General features: G+C 62.0%; 20 protein-coding genes. 8 read left to right on the forward strand and 12 right to left on the reverse strand.

What is annotated here, in order from left to right; all coding sequences use genetic code 11:
- Nucleotides 1-7: 7 nt before the first annotated feature.
- The 3 genes from lhgO to HX814_RS10790 all read right to left on the reverse strand — a co-directional run bounded on the left by lhgO (nt 8) and on the right by HX814_RS10790 (nt 3,291).
- Nucleotides 8-1,201 carry an L-2-hydroxyglutarate oxidase gene (lhgO, locus tag HX814_RS10780; RefSeq protein ID WP_003215216.1) on the reverse strand — a complete coding sequence of 398 codons (1,194 nt, stop codon included), beginning with the start codon at nt 1,199-1,201 and terminating at the stop codon, nt 8-10.
- A 106-nt stretch (nt 1,202-1,307) separates the two neighbouring features.
- The gene (locus HX814_RS10785) at nt 1,308-2,018 is read right to left on the reverse strand and encodes a FadR/GntR family transcriptional regulator (RefSeq protein ID WP_008436372.1); all 711 of its coding nucleotides are present in this window, start codon (nt 2,016-2,018) and stop codon (nt 1,308-1,310) included.
- A 46-nt stretch (nt 2,019-2,064) separates the two neighbouring features.
- On the reverse strand, nt 2,065-3,291 hold the full coding sequence (locus tag HX814_RS10790; protein ID WP_177009437.1) for an MFS transporter: 1,227 nt from the start codon (nt 3,289-3,291) through the stop codon (nt 2,065-2,067).
- Between the two features lie 111 nt (nt 3,292-3,402).
- Here HX814_RS10790 and HX814_RS10795 point away from each other — a divergent pair, with 111 nt between their 5' ends.
- The gene (locus HX814_RS10795; protein WP_003215222.1) at nt 3,403-4,293 is read left to right on the forward strand and encodes a LysR family transcriptional regulator; all 891 of its coding nucleotides are present in this window, start codon (nt 3,403-3,405) and stop codon (nt 4,291-4,293) included.
- A 236-nt stretch (nt 4,294-4,529) separates the two neighbouring features.
- A complete protein-coding gene (locus tag HX814_RS10800; protein WP_003215223.1) occupies nt 4,530-5,204 on the forward strand; it encodes a GNAT family N-acetyltransferase in 675 nt (224 codons plus the stop codon).
- Here the strand turns inward: HX814_RS10800 and HX814_RS10805 are convergent.
- Nucleotides 5,201-5,803 (reverse strand): TetR/AcrR family transcriptional regulator, encoded by a 603-nt coding sequence (locus tag HX814_RS10805; RefSeq protein ID WP_032899501.1) that lies wholly within the window; start codon nt 5,801-5,803, stop codon nt 5,201-5,203. The genes HX814_RS10800 and HX814_RS10805 overlap by 4 nt on opposite strands.
- 92 nt (nt 5,804-5,895) lie before the next feature.
- On the opposite strand from HX814_RS10805, the gene HX814_RS10810 reads away from it, so the two are divergent.
- Nucleotides 5,896-6,501: an NAD(P)H-dependent oxidoreductase gene (locus HX814_RS10810; RefSeq protein WP_177009436.1), complete on the forward strand. Its 606-nt coding sequence runs from the start codon at nt 5,896-5,898 to the stop codon at nt 6,499-6,501.
- Here the strand turns inward: HX814_RS10810 and HX814_RS10815 are convergent.
- Nucleotides 6,498-7,355 (reverse strand): LysR substrate-binding domain-containing protein, encoded by an 858-nt coding sequence (locus HX814_RS10815; RefSeq protein ID WP_177009435.1) that lies wholly within the window; start codon nt 7,353-7,355, stop codon nt 6,498-6,500. The genes HX814_RS10810 and HX814_RS10815 overlap by 4 nt on opposite strands.
- 107 nt (nt 7,356-7,462) lie before the next feature.
- On the opposite strand from HX814_RS10815, the gene HX814_RS10820 reads away from it, so the two are divergent.
- From HX814_RS10820 to HX814_RS10830, 3 genes are all read left to right on the forward strand, one after another.
- The gene (locus tag HX814_RS10820; RefSeq protein ID WP_008436391.1) at nt 7,463-7,741 is read left to right on the forward strand and encodes a carboxymuconolactone decarboxylase family protein; all 279 of its coding nucleotides are present in this window, start codon (nt 7,463-7,465) and stop codon (nt 7,739-7,741) included.
- A gap of 5 nt (nt 7,742-7,746) precedes the next feature.
- Nucleotides 7,747-8,151: a tautomerase family protein gene (locus HX814_RS10825; RefSeq protein WP_177009434.1), complete on the forward strand. Its 405-nt coding sequence runs from the start codon at nt 7,747-7,749 to the stop codon at nt 8,149-8,151.
- Between the two features lie 122 nt (nt 8,152-8,273).
- Complete coding sequence (locus tag HX814_RS10830) at nt 8,274-8,492, forward strand: hypothetical protein (RefSeq protein ID WP_177009433.1); 219 nt, start codon at nt 8,274-8,276, stop codon at nt 8,490-8,492.
- 528 nt (nt 8,493-9,020) lie between these two features.
- Here HX814_RS10830 and HX814_RS10835 read toward each other — a convergent pair.
- Complete coding sequence (locus HX814_RS10835) at nt 9,021-9,410, reverse strand: hypothetical protein (protein ID WP_177009432.1); 390 nt, start codon at nt 9,408-9,410, stop codon at nt 9,021-9,023.
- A 32-nt stretch (nt 9,411-9,442) separates the two neighbouring features.
- A complete protein-coding gene (gene aroA / locus HX814_RS10840; protein WP_177009431.1) occupies nt 9,443-10,699 on the reverse strand; it encodes a 3-phosphoshikimate 1-carboxyvinyltransferase in 1,257 nt (418 codons plus the stop codon).
- A 243-nt stretch (nt 10,700-10,942) separates the two neighbouring features.
- Between aroA and HX814_RS10845 the strand changes: the two genes are divergently transcribed.
- Nucleotides 10,943-11,296, forward strand: coding sequence for a DUF1428 domain-containing protein (locus HX814_RS10845; RefSeq protein ID WP_177009430.1), 354 nt, complete (start codon nt 10,943-10,945; stop codon nt 11,294-11,296).
- A gap of 212 nt (nt 11,297-11,508) precedes the next feature.
- On the forward strand, nt 11,509-12,138 hold the full coding sequence (locus tag HX814_RS10850; protein WP_102605856.1) for a lytic polysaccharide monooxygenase auxiliary activity family 9 protein: 630 nt from the start codon (nt 11,509-11,511) through the stop codon (nt 12,136-12,138).
- 135 nt (nt 12,139-12,273) lie between these two features.
- On the opposite strand, the gene HX814_RS10855 is transcribed toward HX814_RS10850, so the two are convergent.
- From HX814_RS10855 to HX814_RS10875, 5 genes are all read right to left on the reverse strand, one after another.
- On the reverse strand, nt 12,274-12,828 hold the full coding sequence (locus HX814_RS10855; protein ID WP_008430812.1) for a UPF0149 family protein: 555 nt from the start codon (nt 12,826-12,828) through the stop codon (nt 12,274-12,276).
- A gap of 87 nt (nt 12,829-12,915) precedes the next feature.
- On the reverse strand, nt 12,916-14,169 hold the full coding sequence (locus HX814_RS10860; RefSeq protein ID WP_177015417.1) for a chloride channel protein: 1,254 nt from the start codon (nt 14,167-14,169) through the stop codon (nt 12,916-12,918).
- 114 nt (nt 14,170-14,283) lie between these two features.
- The gene (locus HX814_RS10865; RefSeq protein ID WP_177009428.1) at nt 14,284-14,967 is read right to left on the reverse strand and encodes an anti-sigma factor domain-containing protein; all 684 of its coding nucleotides are present in this window, start codon (nt 14,965-14,967) and stop codon (nt 14,284-14,286) included.
- On the reverse strand, nt 14,964-15,491 hold the full coding sequence (locus tag HX814_RS10870; RefSeq protein WP_177009427.1) for a sigma-70 family RNA polymerase sigma factor: 528 nt from the start codon (nt 15,489-15,491) through the stop codon (nt 14,964-14,966). The genes HX814_RS10865 and HX814_RS10870 overlap by 4 nt, the downstream gene beginning before the upstream one ends.
- A gap of 70 nt (nt 15,492-15,561) precedes the next feature.
- Nucleotides 15,562-16,083 (reverse strand): DUF3455 domain-containing protein, encoded by a 522-nt coding sequence (locus HX814_RS10875; protein WP_003215266.1) that lies wholly within the window; start codon nt 16,081-16,083, stop codon nt 15,562-15,564.
- Between the last annotated feature and the right edge of the window lie 82 nt (nt 16,084-16,165).

Consider the following 16,165-nt stretch of genomic DNA (forward strand, 5'->3'; position numbering starts at 1 on the left):
CGGTGCGTCAGTGGGGCTTGAACATGCGGTCGGCGATCATCGAGCCGATGGGAATCGCGGAGGTGGCAGCGGGTGAGGGCGCATTGCACACGTGGAGCATTCGCGGGGTCTGGGCGAACAGGAAGTCGTGCACCAGGGTGCCGTCGCGCATCACGGCCTGGGCGCGGATGCCGGCTTCATAAGGCAGCAGGTCTTCGATGTTGAGCGATGGGCAGTACTTGCGGCACTGCTCCAGGTAGCCGGACTTGAACAGCGAGTTCTTCATCTCGACGCTGCCCGAACCGAGGTTCTGCCAGATGGTTTTCCAGAAGCCCGGGAAGCTCGCGTACTGCGCCACGTCGCGCCAGTTCACCGAGAATTTGCGGTAGTTCTCGCGACCCAGGCCGAGTACGGCATTCGGGCCAACGGTGACGCTGCCGTCGATCATGCGGGTCAGGTGCACGCCGAGGAAGGGCAGCTCCGGGTCGGGAATCGGGTAGATCAGGTGGTTGACGATGGTGTTCTTCGATTCCGGCAAGCGGAAGTATTCGCCACGGAACGGGATGATCTGGTGGTCGATCTTGACGCCGGCCATCACGGCCAGGCGGTCCGATTGCAAACCTGCACACACCACCAGATGCCTGGCCTGCCAGCTTTCGCCCCGGGTGCTGACGGTGACTTTGTCGGTGTCCTCGACGATCGCAGTGACGGTGCGTTCCAGGCAGATTTCCCCGCCGGCGCGACGAATTACCCGGGCCATGGTTTCGCAGACTTCGCGGTAATCGACAATGCCGGTGGCGTCGAGAAACAGCCCGCCCAGCCCGACGATGTTCGGTTCGCGCTGGCGCAACTGGTCGGCGTCCAGGCGTTCGACTTTCATGCCGTTGAGCTGCGAGCGGGCGTACAGCGCTTCCATCCGTTGTACTTCCAGATCAGTCGAAGCCACCAGCAACTTGCCGCACACCTCGAACTTGATCCCGTGCTCGGTGCAGAACTGCTTGGTCGCTTCGGCGCCACGTTTGCACAAGTCGGCCTTGAGGCTGCCCGGGGCGTAGTAGATGCCGGCATGGATCACGCCGCTGTTATGGCCGGTCTGGTGTTTGGCCAACAGGCTTTCCTTTTCCAGGATCACCAGCGAGGCGTTGGGCTGGCGCTTGAGCAACTCCATCGCGGTGGCCAAACCGACGATGCCGCCGCCGATGATGCAAAAGTCATAAATCATTATTTTAAGTACCTACGCATTTCAGTCTGCTTATCAGGTTGTCAGACTAATGGTTTTGTTAAAAAAACAGCGCGCCATCGGCACGCTTTAAACGGGTTCGGATCGGTCAATTGATAGCGGGCAGTTCCAGATGCAGGCGCCTTGCTGCGGCGCGCAAGTGAGCCTCGGCACAGGCGGCGGCGCCTTGGGCATCACCGTCGACGATGGCCTGGTAGAGCGCGGTGTGTTCCTGGGTGGCATCGGCCGAGCCGCTGACAAAGCGGGTGGCGGAGTTTTCCCAGGCGGTCTTGCGGGCGCTGGCCAGTTGGCTTCTGAGGAAGTCATGGAAGGCCACGAAATAGTCGTTCTTGCTGGCCTCGGCGATGGCGCGGTGGAATTCCACATCGGCCAGGGCGGCGGCGTCGAAGTCGGCGCGTTTGTCGTGCATTTCCTGCAGGGCGGTCTTCATGCGCTGCAGGTCGGCGGCGTCGCGGCGTTGGGCAGCAATCGAGGCGGCCTGGGTTTCGATCCACAGGCGTACTTCGAACATTTGCGCCAGGTCCGGGCGGCGACCGTTTTTTTCCGGGAAGCGGAACACGGTGCCGGCCGGGGTTTGCGAGATAAATGAGCCCAGGCCACGCCGCGCAGTCAGTACGCCGTCGGCCTTGAGCTGGGCAATCGCTTCGCGCACCACCGAACGGCTGACATTGAGTTGTTCAGCCAGTTGCTGTTCGGTGGGCAGGCGCGCTTCGGGCGCCAGTTGGCCGGAATCGATTTCTGCACGAATGGCGCTGACAACGCGCATAACGAGCGAATCAGGGCGCTGGAGCTCAAGCATGGGAAAACCTTGGTAATCAGGTTGTCAGACAATAGTCGTTACGATTTTATCTTGTCAAGGCAGCTGTGGTGTCGAGGCGGGTGCGCAGGGCCAGGAAAAGGCCTGCACCAATCAGTGCCAACGCCACACCGAACGTGGCTTGCATCCCACTTCCCACATCGCCGGGAGTGGCTGTGGCGAGGTCACCTGAAACCTGCGAAAACACTGCGCCCAAGGCCGAAGCCCCGGCGATCAGGCCCAGATTGCGCGACAGATTAAGCAAGCCGGCGATCACGCCACGGCGGTCTGCCAGTACGTCGCTCATCACGGCGGTGTTGTTGGCGGCTTGAAACTGGGCGTAGCCGAGGGTGAGGATGATCAGCGGGGCGATGTACCCGGCAACCCCAAGGTTCAGCGGCGCCAGGGAGAGCAGCAGGCACCCCGCCAGCATCGCCAGCAGCCCGGCGATGGTCATCGGGCCGCAGCCGAAACGGTCGGTCAAACGTCCCGCAGGGATGCCCGTCAATGCCGAAACGCAGGGCCCGACTGCCATTGTCAGGCCCATCCAGGCAGGGTCGAGGCCTGCACCGTGGGTCAGGTAGAAGGGCCCGACCACCAAGGTCGCCATCATCACCGCCGATACCAGCGCGCTCATGGCCAGGCCAGCGCTTAGCGTTGAATCCCGTAAAGTCGACAAGAAACTGAACCCGGATTGCGCGGGCTGTAGCCCATGGCGGTCGACGCGCAGATAGCGCCGGGCGAGGGCAAATGTCAGCAAACCCAGCGGCACGGTGATGAAAAACAGCGCGCGCCAGCCAAACCCCGCGATCAACACCCCGCCAAGGCTTGGCCCCAGCGCGGTACCCATGGCCGACATCGTGCCCAGCAACCCCATGGCGCGGCCGGTGCGTTCCTTGGTCACGGTGCCGCCCACCAGCGCCATGGTCATCGCCATCATGACCGCCGCGCCCAGGCCTTGCAGGGCGCGGGCCGCAATCAACAGCCCGAGGGACGGAGCCATGCCGCACAGGGCCGAGGCAACGGTGAAAAGCAACAACCCGGCCAAGAGCAGGCGGCTGCGGCCCATCAGGTCGCCCAGTCGCCCGACGCTGACGATCACCGCGGTAATCGCCAGCAAGTAGGCGAGCACCACCCACTGCGCCGCCTGGAACGATGCATCAAACGCCTGCACCAAGCTCGGCAGGCCGACGTTGGCGATGCTGGTGCCCAAGGACGCCAGCAACATGGACAGTGACAGGGCGACGAGAGCGCCACGGGGTGCAGGTGATTTCATCAAGAGGCTCCAGGGTTTGACCGCTGTCAGAAATCTACGCCGTCACCTAACATGGCGGAAGGCGCAGCATTTGCACTTTATACGTGCGCCAAACGCCCTATGAGGTTTGCCGTGTCGACACCTGATTTCAATCTGCTGGTCACCCTGGATGTGTTGCTCGCCGAAGGCAGCGTCGCCCGTGCCGCTCAACGCTTGCGCCTGAGCCCGTCGGCAATGAGCCGGGCGCTGGCGCGACTGCGGGAAACCACCGGCGATCCGTTATTGGTCCGTGCCGGCCGCGGCCTGGTACCTACGCCGCGCGCTCTGGCGTTGCGCGAACAGGTCAGCCAGTTGGTGCAGGACGCCGAAGCGGTGTTGCGACCCGCTGCGACGCTGGATGTGAGCCAGCTGGTACGTACCTTCACTTTGCGCACCAGCGACGGGTTTGTTGAAAACTTCGGCCCGGCGCTGTTGACGCGGATCGCCCGGGAAGCGCCTGGCGTGCGGTTGCGCTTCGTGCACAAGCCGGACAAAGGCAGCACGCCGCTGCGCGATGGCAGTGTCGACCTGGAAACCGGCGTGGTCGACAGCAGCGCCAGCCCCGAGGTGCTGACCCAGGCGCTGTTCCGCGACCGGTTTATCGGCGTGGTGCGCAAGGGCCATCCGCTCAGCCAGGGCGAAGTCACGCCGCAGCGCTTCGCCGAAGGCCAGCACATCTACGTGTCCCGGCGTGGCCGTGATCAAGGCCAGATCCATCAAGCCCTTGAAGCGCTCGGGCTGACCCGGGACGTGGTGACCATCGTCGCCGGCTTCTCGACCGCCCTGGCCCTGGCCCGCAGCACCGACCTGATCGCCAGCGTGCCGGAGCGGCATACCGCCAACCTGCACAGCGACCTCTACCGCTTTGCGCTGCCGTTCGTGTTCCCGGACTTCACCGTCTCGATGCTCTGGCACCCGCGCCTGGACGCCGACCTGGCCCATCGCTGGCTGCGCGGTTGCCTGCGGGAGGTATGTGCGCAATGAGCCGAGGCCGGACATCCAGCCCCCCCTGTGGCGAGGGAGCTTGCTCCCGCTGGGCTGCGAAGCGGCCCCAAAACCTGCATCCTGTTTCCCGCGAAAAGAACGCGGTGCGCTTAATGGGGCTGCTACGCAGCCCAGCGGGAGCAAGCTCCCTCGCCACAATGGGTGCTTGCGGGTCCACGGCGGCCCTTCAGCAGGTACAATCCGCCGGGCCTTAAAATGAAACACCAGGAATTCAAATGTTCAGCCTTACCCATTACGAAACCCCATGCCCCGAGCCGATCAACGCGCAGATCCTGCAGATGGTGGTCGACTACCTGACGGACATCAGCATGGTCGCCATCCCGCCAAGCAACCTGCTGTACAACGTCTACCAGTACGCCATCGGCTACGAGGTGCACCTGTACCTGGAAGCGCTGGGCGGGTCCAAGGGCATTGCGGTGGAATTGATCGTCGCGCTGGACGCGCAGGAGCAGGTGATCGGCTTCCTGCTGTACCTGCCGGTGAAGGACGATCCCGAGGCGTGCGGCGTGGCTTACATGGCGGTGCACGCCAGCCATCGGCGCAAAGGCGTGGCGCGGGCGATGATGCAGGACATGCTGGCCCGCTACCCGCATGCCGAACTGACCTGCGCAGTGGAGAAGGTCCCGGCGTTCGAGTCCATGGGCTTTCAACTGCGCGGTGTGCGCGGTACCCAGGTGTTGATGAACACCCGCGACTACAGCACTGACGGCTTGATGGGGTTGCTGGATGTGGCGTCGATCTACAGCTCGCTGGAGGTGCGGCAGATCCACACCTACCTCCTGCAAAAGCACGGCAAGCGGGCGATGGTCGATGCCGAAAAACAGCGTGATCGTCACTTCGACCAGATGACCCACAAGGCTCGGATGTTTGTACATGCAAGGCTGGGCTAACGCGCGCCTCGACTCACCATCGACTTGATGCTCGCAAACAGCTCCTCTTGCGCCTCCAGCGGGCTGATCTCCCCGCTGGCCGCAGCATGGGACAAGGCGTCCGCCGCGCCCAGCATTGCGCGTAAACCGGGCTGGCCAATCACACCGTCCACGGCAAAGGGGGCGAGGGCATCGCGACACTTGCCGAGGAAAATCACGTCGTACTCGCGCTTGATGGTTTCCAGTTCCGGGCTGCCGGCCAGGGCCGCAATCACTCCCGGAATTTCCCGCCCCTGCAACAACACACAGTCGACATAGCACGAGGCAATCACCCGGGCGCGATCATCTAGGGTGGGTTCGCTGGCCTCGATTGCAGCGGCAAATACCTGGTTCTGCCGCGCGTCGAAATCTTCATACAGCGCGGCCAGCAGCCCCGCGCGATCGCCGAAATGATCATACACAACCGGCTTTGTAACGCCGGCCAACTCGGCCAGATGCCCGAGGGTCAGCGCGTCGGTGCCTTCTTCGCGCACCAGTTGCCAGGCCACGTCGAGCAACTGGCGCAACCGGTCATCCCGGGACAGGCGACGGCGAGGGGCAGGGGATTGATCGCTTGACATGCTTATATACCAAAAGTAACTTACCAACGGTAACTTAGCTCAAGCCTACTCAATTTGCCTGCTCATCGCCACCCCCCGAAGGAGTCATTGCCATGCACGCGCTGATCGTCGTTGCCCATCACGACCCACAATCCCTCACCCACAGCCTCGCCAAACAGGCCGCTGCCGGCATCACAGACGCAGGGCACACCTTCGAGATCGCCGACCTCGCCGCCGAAGGTTTCGACCCACGCTACAACGCCGCCGACCATAAAGTGCACCGCACCCGCGCCACGCCGCCGGCCGACGTACTGGCCGAACAGGCCCGACTCGACCGCGCCGATGCCTTGGTGCTGGTGTTCCCGATCTTCTGGTGGTCGATGCCGGCCTTGCTCAAGGGCTGGATCGACCGGGTATTCGTCAACGGTTGGGCGATCGACTACAGCCTTGAGACGAAGGTGGTGAAAAAACTCGGCCACTTGCAGGTGCACTTACTGGGCGTTGGCGGGGCGGACGAAGGGGTGTTTGAACGCCACGGCTATGCCGACGCCATGCGCACGCAAATCGACCATGGGATCTTTGATTACTGCGGTGCGAAAGTGCTGACATCCGAGCTGCTGCTGGACTCGGAAAGCGGCGCTGCCGAACAGCATCTGGAGACGGCGACGAAGTTGGGGCGACAACTGTTCGTCACCCTGCAACCCTTCGAAACCGCCTAAACCAGGCTGCTCTGTATGAGCGCTGCCAGCTGTGCGACCGCAGCGCCTGGCGCTGGATGGCTGCAATGCAATTCATAGCCAAGGGACGGCACCGGCGGCAGACCGTCGAGTACACGCAGGTGCGCAGGCAAACCGATACGGGTGCGCAAGGTCACACCCAACCCGGCATCGACCGCCGCCCAGATCCCACCCACGCTGGGGCTGGTCAAGGCAATGCGCCAGGCAATGCCGGCGCGGTCCAGGGCTTCGGTGGCGGCGCTGCGCAATACGCAGGGTGCCTCGAACATCACCAGCGGCAGCGGCGCGTCCTCGGCGCGCGGTAGTTGGGGTTTGTCCCGGGGCCCGATCCAGTGCATGGGTGTTTGCCCCAGGCGGGTGCGGCAGGACGATGTCTGACCGGTTTCCCAGGTCAGCGCCAGGTCCAGGCTCGCGCTGTCGATCAGGGTCAACAGCTCGGCATTGCGGCCTATCCGCACTTCAAGGCTGATCATCGGATAAAGCCTGGCGAAGCGCCGCAGGATGTCACTGAGCACATGCTCGCCGAAATCCTCCTGCAAACCGAGGCGCAAAGTGCCTGCGGTTTGGGTTTCGTTAAGGCTGCTGAAGACAGTGTCATTGAGGTCCAGCAACCGCCTGGCGTGGCCGAGCAGCGCTTCACCCACCGGCGTCAGCACCAGCCCGCGCCCGGATTTGCTCAGCACCGGCGTGCCGACCTGTTCTTCGAGTTTCTTTAATTGCGCGCTGACGGCTGAAGTCGAACGGCCCAGGCGATCCGCCGCCTTGGCAAAGCTGTTCAGCTCGACGCCGGTGACGAAGGTGCGCAGTACATCAAGGTCGAAGGTGGGGCGGCGCATTGAATGGTCCATTAAAACGGGATGGTGGATGCTATTAAATCTGATATTCGGAATGATCCTGGCTTGCTAGTTTTTGCCCGTCAACTGAATTGTCGGAGCGAGCGTCCATGAGCAACAAATTTACCGAGCTGACCCGCGACGTGCTGTTCGCCGATATCTGGGAGCGCGAGGGCCTGTCGCCCAGGGAGCGCAGCCTGATCACCGTGGCGGCACTGGTGGCGATGTACCGTCTGGAGCAACTACCGTTTCACTTGCAGCGGGCGGTTGGCAATGGCTTGAGCGTCGAGGAACTGGGTGAAGTCATCACTCACCTGGCGTTTTACTCCGGCTGGCCGACAGCGGCGTCGGCGCTGAACCTGTTGGCAGCCATCCATCCTGCGGAGTAACCACCATGCCTTACGCCCGAATCTCCCTGCACCGCGGGAAATCCCCTGAGTATCTGCAAGCACTTTCACAGGGATTGCATGACGCTCTGGTTGAAAGCTTCAAGATTCCTGACGCGGATCGCTTCCACGTGATCCACCAGCACGAAATTGGCGAGATGATCATCGACCCCAACTATTTGGGCGGCCCGCGCAGCCACGACTATGTACTCATCGCGATCACGGGCGGTAAACCTCGTGATACCGAGACCAAACGGCGGTTTTACCAGGTGTTGGTGGAGCGGCTGGAGGCTGCGATTGGGCTGAGCCCTGAGGATGTGATGGTGGTGATTACGACGACGGCGGCGGATGAGTGGTCGTTTGCGGGGGGAAGAGGGAATTGTAGCACGGGCGTACTTTTCCAATTGGAATGATTGCCCACAAGGTATGGAGAGGTGATCGGGAAATGTCAGTCTGGAAAGGAGGACCTTTCTGACAACCTTTCAGGCGGCTCAGTCTTACTCTTTGCGCTCTCGTGGAATCCAGGAGTAAAGGAATGACTTCCAGCGTCTTGAAGGACGGTTTTCCAGCTGCCTATCGCACCACCCGCGAACGGATCGAAGGCAGTATCGACCTCGGCCGGTTGTTTGCCGCGATCGATGCTGACCCGGCGATTGCGGGGGCAGGAGTGGGTGCAACCATGAGTGTCATAGGCAGCGGCGTCTCCGGGAATATCGGGACATTGGCCATCGGCCTATACGAAGAGTTTGAATGATGGAATTGAGGCATTCACGTCAGGCCTTTCTGGCTCGGTATGGCCCGGTTTTTATTGGTGCTTTTTTTTGCGCGCTTCTTGCGCTTGTTATGGCGAGCGCGCTTTTGGGCAGCACCTATCTACATCGGATTTCTGGTTACCGCAATTACTCGGGTCTTGATATGGGCGTAATGTCAGTGATCTTGTCGGTGGGAAATGCTCTTGTTGTGCGAGGGCGAGCGTGGGGAGTCTGGATAATGGTTGGCTGTTGTGTGCTGAGCTTTTCTGCGGTGATGTTCACTATCAGCTACACACCAGATCTTTTTACTTTCTCGACAGGGCTTTTGTTCTCGCTTCTAGGCCTCTACCTCCTGAACACTAAACGCCACCGCCAAATGCGCGCAGAACTCGTCCTGCTTCGTCATGAACGCAAGCGCTACAAAGCCGGTTTTCGGCCCCCGCGTACTCAGGAGATGGCCCAGGCTCGCCTCGAATACCAACAGGCCCGCAGACTCAAGCGAGAAAATCGCCGCAAATGGAAGGCTGCCCTCAACCCTCGCGAAACAAGTCATGAGCATCCAGCAATCGATACGCAATCTCCGGGCGCTTCTCCATGCCCTTGCGAATCGCCGCCGGAATCGACTGCCGGGTCTTGCGACACAACCCCGGCAAGTCATCGATAACGATCTGAATCCCGCGCATCGTCTTCACTTCCGTATGACCCGGCGCGATATGCACGCGAATGCCCAGTTGCTGGTACATCAGCTGTTGCATGCGCTCAAGGTCGGGCAGGCTTTGCAGGTTTTCGAGGCGTTCGAGCAGGCGTTTTTCTTCCTGGCGGGTCAGTTGCAGGATGCGCACATCGGCGCCGGGAAGGTCGAGCAGTTGCTCACGATTGCAGTCGCAGACGCCGGGTGGGCAGGGTTGGCGAATCGTCATGCAGTCTCCCTCCCGTTTCCGGCGCCGTTGGCTTACCAGGTCAGATGAACCCCAAGGCTTTCCAGCTCTTTCCAGTACTCGGGATAGGTCTTGCCGACGCAGTCCGGGTCCTGGATCCTGATCCCCGAGACCTTCAAGCCAGCCAAGGCAAAGCACATCGCGATGCGGTGGTCGGCGTGGGTGTCGATCAGCGCGTTGCACGTGGTGCCCGCCAGGGCCGGATCGCTGGCTACCAGCAAGTCATCACCTTCAATGGTCGCCAGGCCCGGACGGATTTCATTCAGACCGTCATGCAGGGCCTGCACCCGATCACATTCCTTGACCCGCAGGTTGGCCAGTTCCGTGAAACGTACCGGTGTGTTGTTGAACGCGGCGAGCACGGCGAGGGTGGGGATTGCGTCCTGCATCTGCGAACCGACAACCACCGGTTGCATGTGCGGGAACTGCGCGATCACTGCCTGGGCCTTGGCATCGGGCTGGGTGAAATCCTGCGGGGCGACACCGAGGTCGATGCGGCCACCGGTCAGCACTTCGGCGGCCCACAAATAGGTGGCGGCGGAAGCGTCAGGCTCGATCAGGTAGTCGTGGGCGGTGTAGCCGGTCGGGGCCACGCGCCAGGTGCTTTCATCGACGATGTCCACCTGGGCACCGAAGGCGCGCATGCAGTCCAGGGTCAGGTCGACATAGCCACGGGCGCCGATGTCCTTGCCGGTCAGCGCTACTTCAATCGGTGCTTCGCCGCACGCCGCCAGCATCAGCAGCGCCGACACGTACTGGCTCGACAGGCCGCCGTCGATCTCGAAACGCTTGGCTTGCACGCGGCCAGTGCCATGGACGGTCACGGGTGGGCAACCGGTAGGGCTGTCGACCTTGATGCCATTCTGGCCGAGGGTCGCGAGCAGCGGGCCGATCGGACGCTTTTGCATGTAGGCGTCGCCATCCAGCACCACGGTGCCTTGTACGGTGGCCACGGCGGCGGTGAGAAAGCGCATCGCGGTGCCGGCGTTGCCGAGAAACAACGGCTGCGCCGGCAATTGCAGCTTGCCCAGGCTGGTGACGACGAACGTGGTGTCGTCCGGTTCATCGATCACCACGCCCATCTGCCGCAGGGCCACCGACATGTGGCGAGTGTCATCGCTTTTCAGCGCGCCGCTCAAGCGACTGGTGCCCTTGGCCAGGGCCGCCAGCAGCAAGGCACGGTTGGTAATGGATTTGGAGCCGGGGGGCGCTACCTTGCCGTTCAATGGAAAGTTGGGCGGTGTAACGGTCACGGTTTTCTGCGAACTCAAGGTACAAGGCTCCTGCTTCAAGGCGGGTGGCGTTTGGCGGACACGAATAATCGGCCAAACACGCTACCGTTGTCGAGCGTGGATCGTTGACAGTCGCGGGTTATGGCGCCATGCGGCCATTCAAGTCGCCATACGCTCGCAATCGTGAAACCACCACTGGTCGACATTTCCCACGTTGATGTCGATTGAGCGCCTGATGGATCGACTACAGGCACAACAACCCGTCGAATCAGGAGAGTGATCATGTCTTACGTAGATGGCTGTGTGATCGCGGTGCCCACCGCTAAACGCGAACAATTCATCCAGCACGCCAAGGCCGCCGCCGTGGTGTTCAAGGAATACGGTGCGCTGAATATCATCGAATGCTGGGGCGATGACGTGCCCCAGGGGCAGGTGACCTCGTTTCCCATGGCGGTCAAGCTCAAGGAGGATGAAACCGTGGTGTTTTCCTGGATCGTCTGGCCGTCGCGGCAGGTGCGTGACGCCGGGATGAGCAAGGTGATGGAAGACCCGCGCCTGAAGGCAGACGTCAATCCGATGCCGTTTGATGGGCAACGGATGATCTATGGCGGATTTGAGATGATCCTCAACACCTGAGGCCAGGCGTTCATGGACGGCGGCTGTAGTCCGATCGCCTGTCGCAGGGTAGGACCGACGATAACTCTGGTGCAAGACCAGTGCGAAAACTCTGCAAAACAAGGACTTGACGCGATTTGTCTGACAGAAACGTCGTGTAGACAACCCGGCGAGGTGGGCTAAGTTCAAGGCGCTTCCCATGAGGGGAAGTCTTCAATCAAGGAGTGACTGAAATGAACAAACCCCAGACTCAACTCAGGCATGGTCGCGTCGTGACACCCGCCAGTCGTGGCTCGGTGGCGGTAGAGCGTGGCCTGCTGGAAAACTGGCAAGTCAACGAAATGGAAGGCGGCAAGAACTTCCCGGCCCTCAACGCCGGGCCGTTTCCGGCGCCTTACGAAACCGACGATCAAAGCGTCACGCCGCCCGCCGACGGGCACATCCTCAGCGGCGGCAAGACCGATGCCCGTGACTGCGTGAACTTCACCGACGAAGAAATGGCTAAAAAGCTCAACACTCCGTTTAACTGGCCGTTGTTGAATGTTGAAGCCGGCCAGGTGTTCAAGGTGCAATGGGATTACACCGCCGCGCACGTGACCCGTGGCTATCGCTGGTTGATCACCCGGGACGGTTGGGATCCCAGGCAGCGCATCAGCCGCGCGCAACTGGAGGCCAAGCCTTTCTTCGAGGACTTCTATACCCAGGTGCCGTATTACCAGCACTCGGCCGAACTGAAGGCCAAGGTTGAACATCAGGTGACGTTGCCCAAGGGCAAGAAGGGCCGGCATGTGCTGGTGTTGATGTGGATCGTGGCCAACACCGGCAATGCGTTCTATCAGGCGTTTGACGTCGATTTCAACTAGCGGCAACTGAACCCGGAGGCAAAACAAAAAAATGTGGCGAGGGAGCTTGCTCCCGCTGGGCTGCGGAGCAGCCCTAAAAATCGGGGGCGCTTCGCACCCCAGCGGGAGCAAGCTCCCTCGCCACAGGTGTTGCGTTCAGCGCTGGGCCAACCAGTAGTCGTGCAACGCACGGGCGGCCGGTTCGATAGCGGCTACCCGTTGCTGATGGGCATTTACATCCAGGTCTGCCGGCAGTTCAAAGTTGTCCTGCTCGGCGCACCAGGAAATCTTTTCCAGTTGCCCGGCCTGTTCGGCAGGCAGCTCTGGCCAGTTGCCGATAGCGGCGCCACGGATATAACCAAAGCACCATTCTTCCGCCAGGGTCAGTGGCTGGTCCTGATGCTCGGTTTCCTCGAAACGTGCCTTGAAACCCTGGGCGTCGGTCGCCAGTTGCGTGGCAATGGCGTTCATATGGCGCACGCACAGTTCAAGGAACTGGCCAGCTTCTTCCGGGCTTTCCCAATCCGGGTTCTGCCCACCAAAGATACCGGGGAACCATTCGGCAACCTCCACCTGCGCGGGGCTTGAAACCAGGGCGGTGAAGTAACCGTCGAGCTCGGCCAGGTTCAGCACCGAATGGTCGTCGCCGTACTTGAGCAGGGTGTCGTCGATGAACTCGAAATCGGCGGGGGCGAGGGGTTGGTCGTGCATGGGCATATCCTTTGTGCGTGGAACGCCGCTGATGGGGCGGCTTAAAGCGCGGAGGATGGCGCGTGTCGGGGTTTTAATCCAGCTTCTTCAACGCTTTTCCCACAGGACGCACAGCTTGCTCATGCACATCGAACCTGCCACCGCGAGAATGATCGGCACCAGGAAGTCATGGTCGATGCGGGTGAATTCCGCCACCAGCACGATTGCCGTCAACGGCATGCTCATGCTCGATGCCAGGAACGCCGCCGCACCGATGATCGCGAACGCCCCCAGCGGCACGCCGGGCCACAGCAGGCTCCAGGCGCCGCCGAGGATGATGGCGAGCAGGGCGCCGTTGGCCAGCGCCGGGGTCAGCAAACCGCCTTCGGCACCGGCGCGCAGGCTGCTCGCCGTGATCAGTACCTTGACCACCAGCAGCACCGCGGCAAGGCCGATGGTCAGCTCATTGTCAAAGCCCAGTTGCGCCGGGCCCTTGCCGTTGCCGAGGATCTGCGGCAGGAAAATCGCCAGGCCCCCGATGATCGTGAAGTTGATCAACGACAGTACCGGCAACCGCCAGCCACGGGCGGCGTTGCTGCGGGCCGCGCCGGTCAGCCGGTTGAATCCGTAGGCGGCCAGGCCAAACACCGGCCCGCAGGCCAGCGCCCAGGCGATCAAGCCAGGGCTGAGCACAAAGTGCGGCACCACGTATTGCGCCTCTGCGCCCAAGCCAATCCAGGCCACCGATGCACCGATGGCCGAGGTGGCTAACGCAATCACTGCCGCCGGCCAACTGAACACACCCACCAACACTTCGAGCACAAACACCGCGCCGCCCAACGGCACGTTGTACACCGCCGCCAGCCCGGCGCCCGCACCGCAGGCGACGATCAGTCGGTGCATGTCCGGCGCCAGTCGCGCCCGTTGTGACAACCAGGTGGCGGCCAGCGCGCCGACTTCCCGTGGCGCCACTTCACGGCCCAATGGCGAGCCGAGGGCCACAGTGATGATTTGCAGCACGGCGTGGGCGAGGGTGGTTTTGGGCGGCATGATCGGTGCCTGGGCGGAGACCGCTTGCTTGATGCTCACCAACGGGCGGCCATAGCGGTAGATCAACCACCAACCCGCACCGGCCACCAGGCCACAGGTGATCAGCACCAGCACCCGGCGTTCGGGCGCGGCGGCGGTGACGCCGAGCAAAAAGGTTTCATGGCTGATCAGGCTGTCGAGGCTGTAGCCGTAGGCCAGATGCTGAATGCCGTGCAGCAGCAAGGCGAGGAGCATGCCGCCCAGGCCGGCGCCGATGCCGGTGAAGATGACGACGAGTGCGAGAATCAGCAGCGAACGGGTTTTTGAGGGCATGAAGGGTCCAGGGAGCCGGGTTTCCGAGCCCGATTCTATAGCGCAATGGTGACGCGATAGCCCCGAGATGTAATGCATATGCGCGAACTGGCCTTCCACAACATTGCATTACGTTCAGATTACTTTAACGGCCCGGCCAATTGCCTGAATCGGACCTGTCGGCTTGCCGGTTTTCGACCCGCCGGGATTTTCCAGGGTCAGCTCAAACAGCTGGTTCGGCGCCAGTGGCGGGAGTTTGTCCAGTGGCACAGACAAGGTCTGCCCAGGCTTGACCAATCCCAGCGACACCGGGCCTTGCCAGTCTTCGCCCTTGGTCCAGAACTGCAGCGTCTTGTCTGCCGGTACTTCCATGATGCCCAGGGGAATCAGCTGGATTTCCTGGGTATTGCTCGCCTGGATTACCCAGCCCGGCGCCTGGTTTTGCGGGGCTACCAGCACCACTACATAAGCGGTCGGGTTGATGGCGGCCGTACGGGTCAACAGCAGTGTCGCCAATACCAGGCTCGCCGCTATGCCGGCACCGGCCAGTCCGCGCCACAACGCCAGCCTGTTCCACCATGAGACCGGCGAGTCCCGGGTGGCTGAATGCCCCAGGCTGCGCTCGATGCGTCGCCATAAATACACCGAAGGCGTTGCCGGGGCTGCCTGTCCAGTCAGTGGCAGCAGGCGCTGTTCCCAGGCGTCCACTGCCGCACGCAAGTCGGCATCGGTGGCCAGGCGCTGTTCCACCTCGGTGCGTTGCCCGGTGGGCAAGGTGCCCAGCACATATTCGCTGGCCAGTTCGTCGATGCTGTTCATGCCATGCACTCACGCAATGCCGCGAGGCTGCGTTTGATCCACGCTTTCACGGTACCCAGCGGGGTGCCGAGTTTGTGCGCGATTTCGCTGTGGGAATAACCATCTACATACGCATGCAGGATGCAGTTGCGGCGGGCCGGGTCGAGTTGTTCGAGGCAGCTGTAGATTCGTCCCGAGTGCGCCTGATAGTCGAAGGTGTTGGTGGGCGCTGCGCTTTCATGCTCTTCGCTGAGGGGCACTTCGCGTCCATTGCTGCGTACGGCATTTAGCGCCAGGTGCCGGGTCACGCTGTATACCCAGCCGCGGGCCGAGCCTCTGTGCGGGTCAAAACTGGCCGCGCCGTTCCAGATCTTGATGAAGGCGTCATGCACGATATCTTCGGCCACCGCCTTGTCACGCACGATGCGCAACGCGACCCCCAGCAGCCGGCTGCTTTCCTGTTGATACAGCCGGCGCAAGGCCGGTTGTTCGCCACGGGCGCAGGCCAGCAGGCAGGCTTGATAGTCAAAATCGGCTTCAGGCAAAGACAGGTTTCCAGGTGGAGGCCCCGGCGGTGAGCCCGGGGCGCTTTGGCAGCAGCGTAGACGAATCTGGTCAGTTGGCCGCCCAGAAGATGTAGTCGGCCTGGTATTTGACCACTTCCTGCTTGCCCTTGTTGGCCGCCGTGCATTCCGTGCCTGGCGCCACGCCGCCCTTGAGGGCCACCCGCTGGATATACGCGACGCCACTCATCGCGCCCTTGCCTTCGGCGGGGTTGGCCTTGACCAGTTGATAAGGCAGGTTGCCAGGGCTGGACGGCGCCACGGCCAACTGGGTGCCGGTGACTTTCGAACCATCCTTGGCCTGCCAGGTGGCCGGCGGGCCGAAGTAGCTACCGACCTGCTGGCCGCTGCGGTCATTGAGCACCGCCTTGGGACCGACGAAAAACCATTCGGTCTGGCCGGCAGCATTGGCCTTGTCCCGGCATTCGTAGGTGATTTCGCCGACTCCGGTGGTTTCCATGGTCACCTTGTGGCCGTCCGGCACCTTGATGCTGTCGGGTAAACCGGTCTGGGCAAAGGCAGTCGGTGCAGCGGCGAACAGGCAGGTCACGCAGAACAGGGCTTTGGCGTTCATCGGTGTCTCTCCATAAGGGCAGCAAGGCGCTGCTACCTGTACTACCCACGGCACGCGCAAACGGATGCAGCGATTAGAAAAT

This window comes from Pseudomonas sp. C8002 (assembly GCF_013385765.1).
Taxonomy (GTDB): domain Bacteria; phylum Pseudomonadota; class Gammaproteobacteria; order Pseudomonadales; family Pseudomonadaceae; genus Aquipseudomonas.

Bases quoted from the DNA above. Each gene is read 5' to 3' on its own strand.
- HX814_RS10875 (WP_003215266.1), bottom strand. From the start codon at position 16,083: ATGAACGCCAAAGCCCTGTTCTGCGTGACCTGCCTGTTCGCCGCTGCA.
- HX814_RS10860 (WP_177015417.1), bottom strand. From the start codon at position 14,169: ATGCCCTCAAAAACCCGTTCGCTGCTGATTCTCGCACTCGTCGTCATC.
- HX814_RS10805 (WP_032899501.1), bottom strand. From the start codon at position 5,803: ATGTCAAGCGATCAATCCCCTGCCCCTCGCCGTCGCCTGTCCCGGGAT.
- HX814_RS10865 (WP_177009428.1), bottom strand. From the start codon at position 14,967: ATGAACAGCATCGACGAACTGGCCAGCGAATATGTGCTGGGCACCTTG.
- HX814_RS10790 (WP_177009437.1), bottom strand. From the start codon at position 3,291: ATGAAATCACCTGCACCCCGTGGCGCTCTCGTCGCCCTGTCACTGTCC.
- HX814_RS10835 (WP_177009432.1), bottom strand. From the start codon at position 9,410: ATGACGATTCGCCAACCCTGCCCACCCGGCGTCTGCGACTGCAATCGT.
- HX814_RS10825 (WP_177009434.1), top strand. From the start codon at position 7,747: ATGCCTTACGCCCGAATCTCCCTGCACCGCGGGAAATCCCCTGAGTAT.
- HX814_RS10800 (WP_003215223.1), top strand. From the start codon at position 4,530: ATGTTCAGCCTTACCCATTACGAAACCCCATGCCCCGAGCCGATCAAC.
- HX814_RS10815 (WP_177009435.1), bottom strand. From the start codon at position 7,355: ATGCGCCGCCCCACCTTCGACCTTGATGTACTGCGCACCTTCGTCACC.
- HX814_RS10855 (WP_008430812.1), bottom strand. From the start codon at position 12,828: ATGCACGACCAACCCCTCGCCCCCGCCGATTTCGAGTTCATCGACGAC.
- HX814_RS10785 (WP_008436372.1), bottom strand. From the start codon at position 2,018: ATGCTTGAGCTCCAGCGCCCTGATTCGCTCGTTATGCGCGTTGTCAGC.
- HX814_RS10845 (WP_177009430.1), top strand. From the start codon at position 10,943: ATGTCTTACGTAGATGGCTGTGTGATCGCGGTGCCCACCGCTAAACGC.
- HX814_RS10850 (WP_102605856.1), top strand. From the start codon at position 11,509: ATGAACAAACCCCAGACTCAACTCAGGCATGGTCGCGTCGTGACACCC.
- HX814_RS10810 (WP_177009436.1), top strand. From the start codon at position 5,896: ATGCACGCGCTGATCGTCGTTGCCCATCACGACCCACAATCCCTCACC.
- HX814_RS10820 (WP_008436391.1), top strand. From the start codon at position 7,463: ATGAGCAACAAATTTACCGAGCTGACCCGCGACGTGCTGTTCGCCGAT.
- lhgO (WP_003215216.1), bottom strand. From the start codon at position 1,201: ATGATTTATGACTTTTGCATCATCGGCGGCGGCATCGTCGGTTTGGCC.
- HX814_RS10830 (WP_177009433.1), top strand. From the start codon at position 8,274: ATGACTTCCAGCGTCTTGAAGGACGGTTTTCCAGCTGCCTATCGCACC.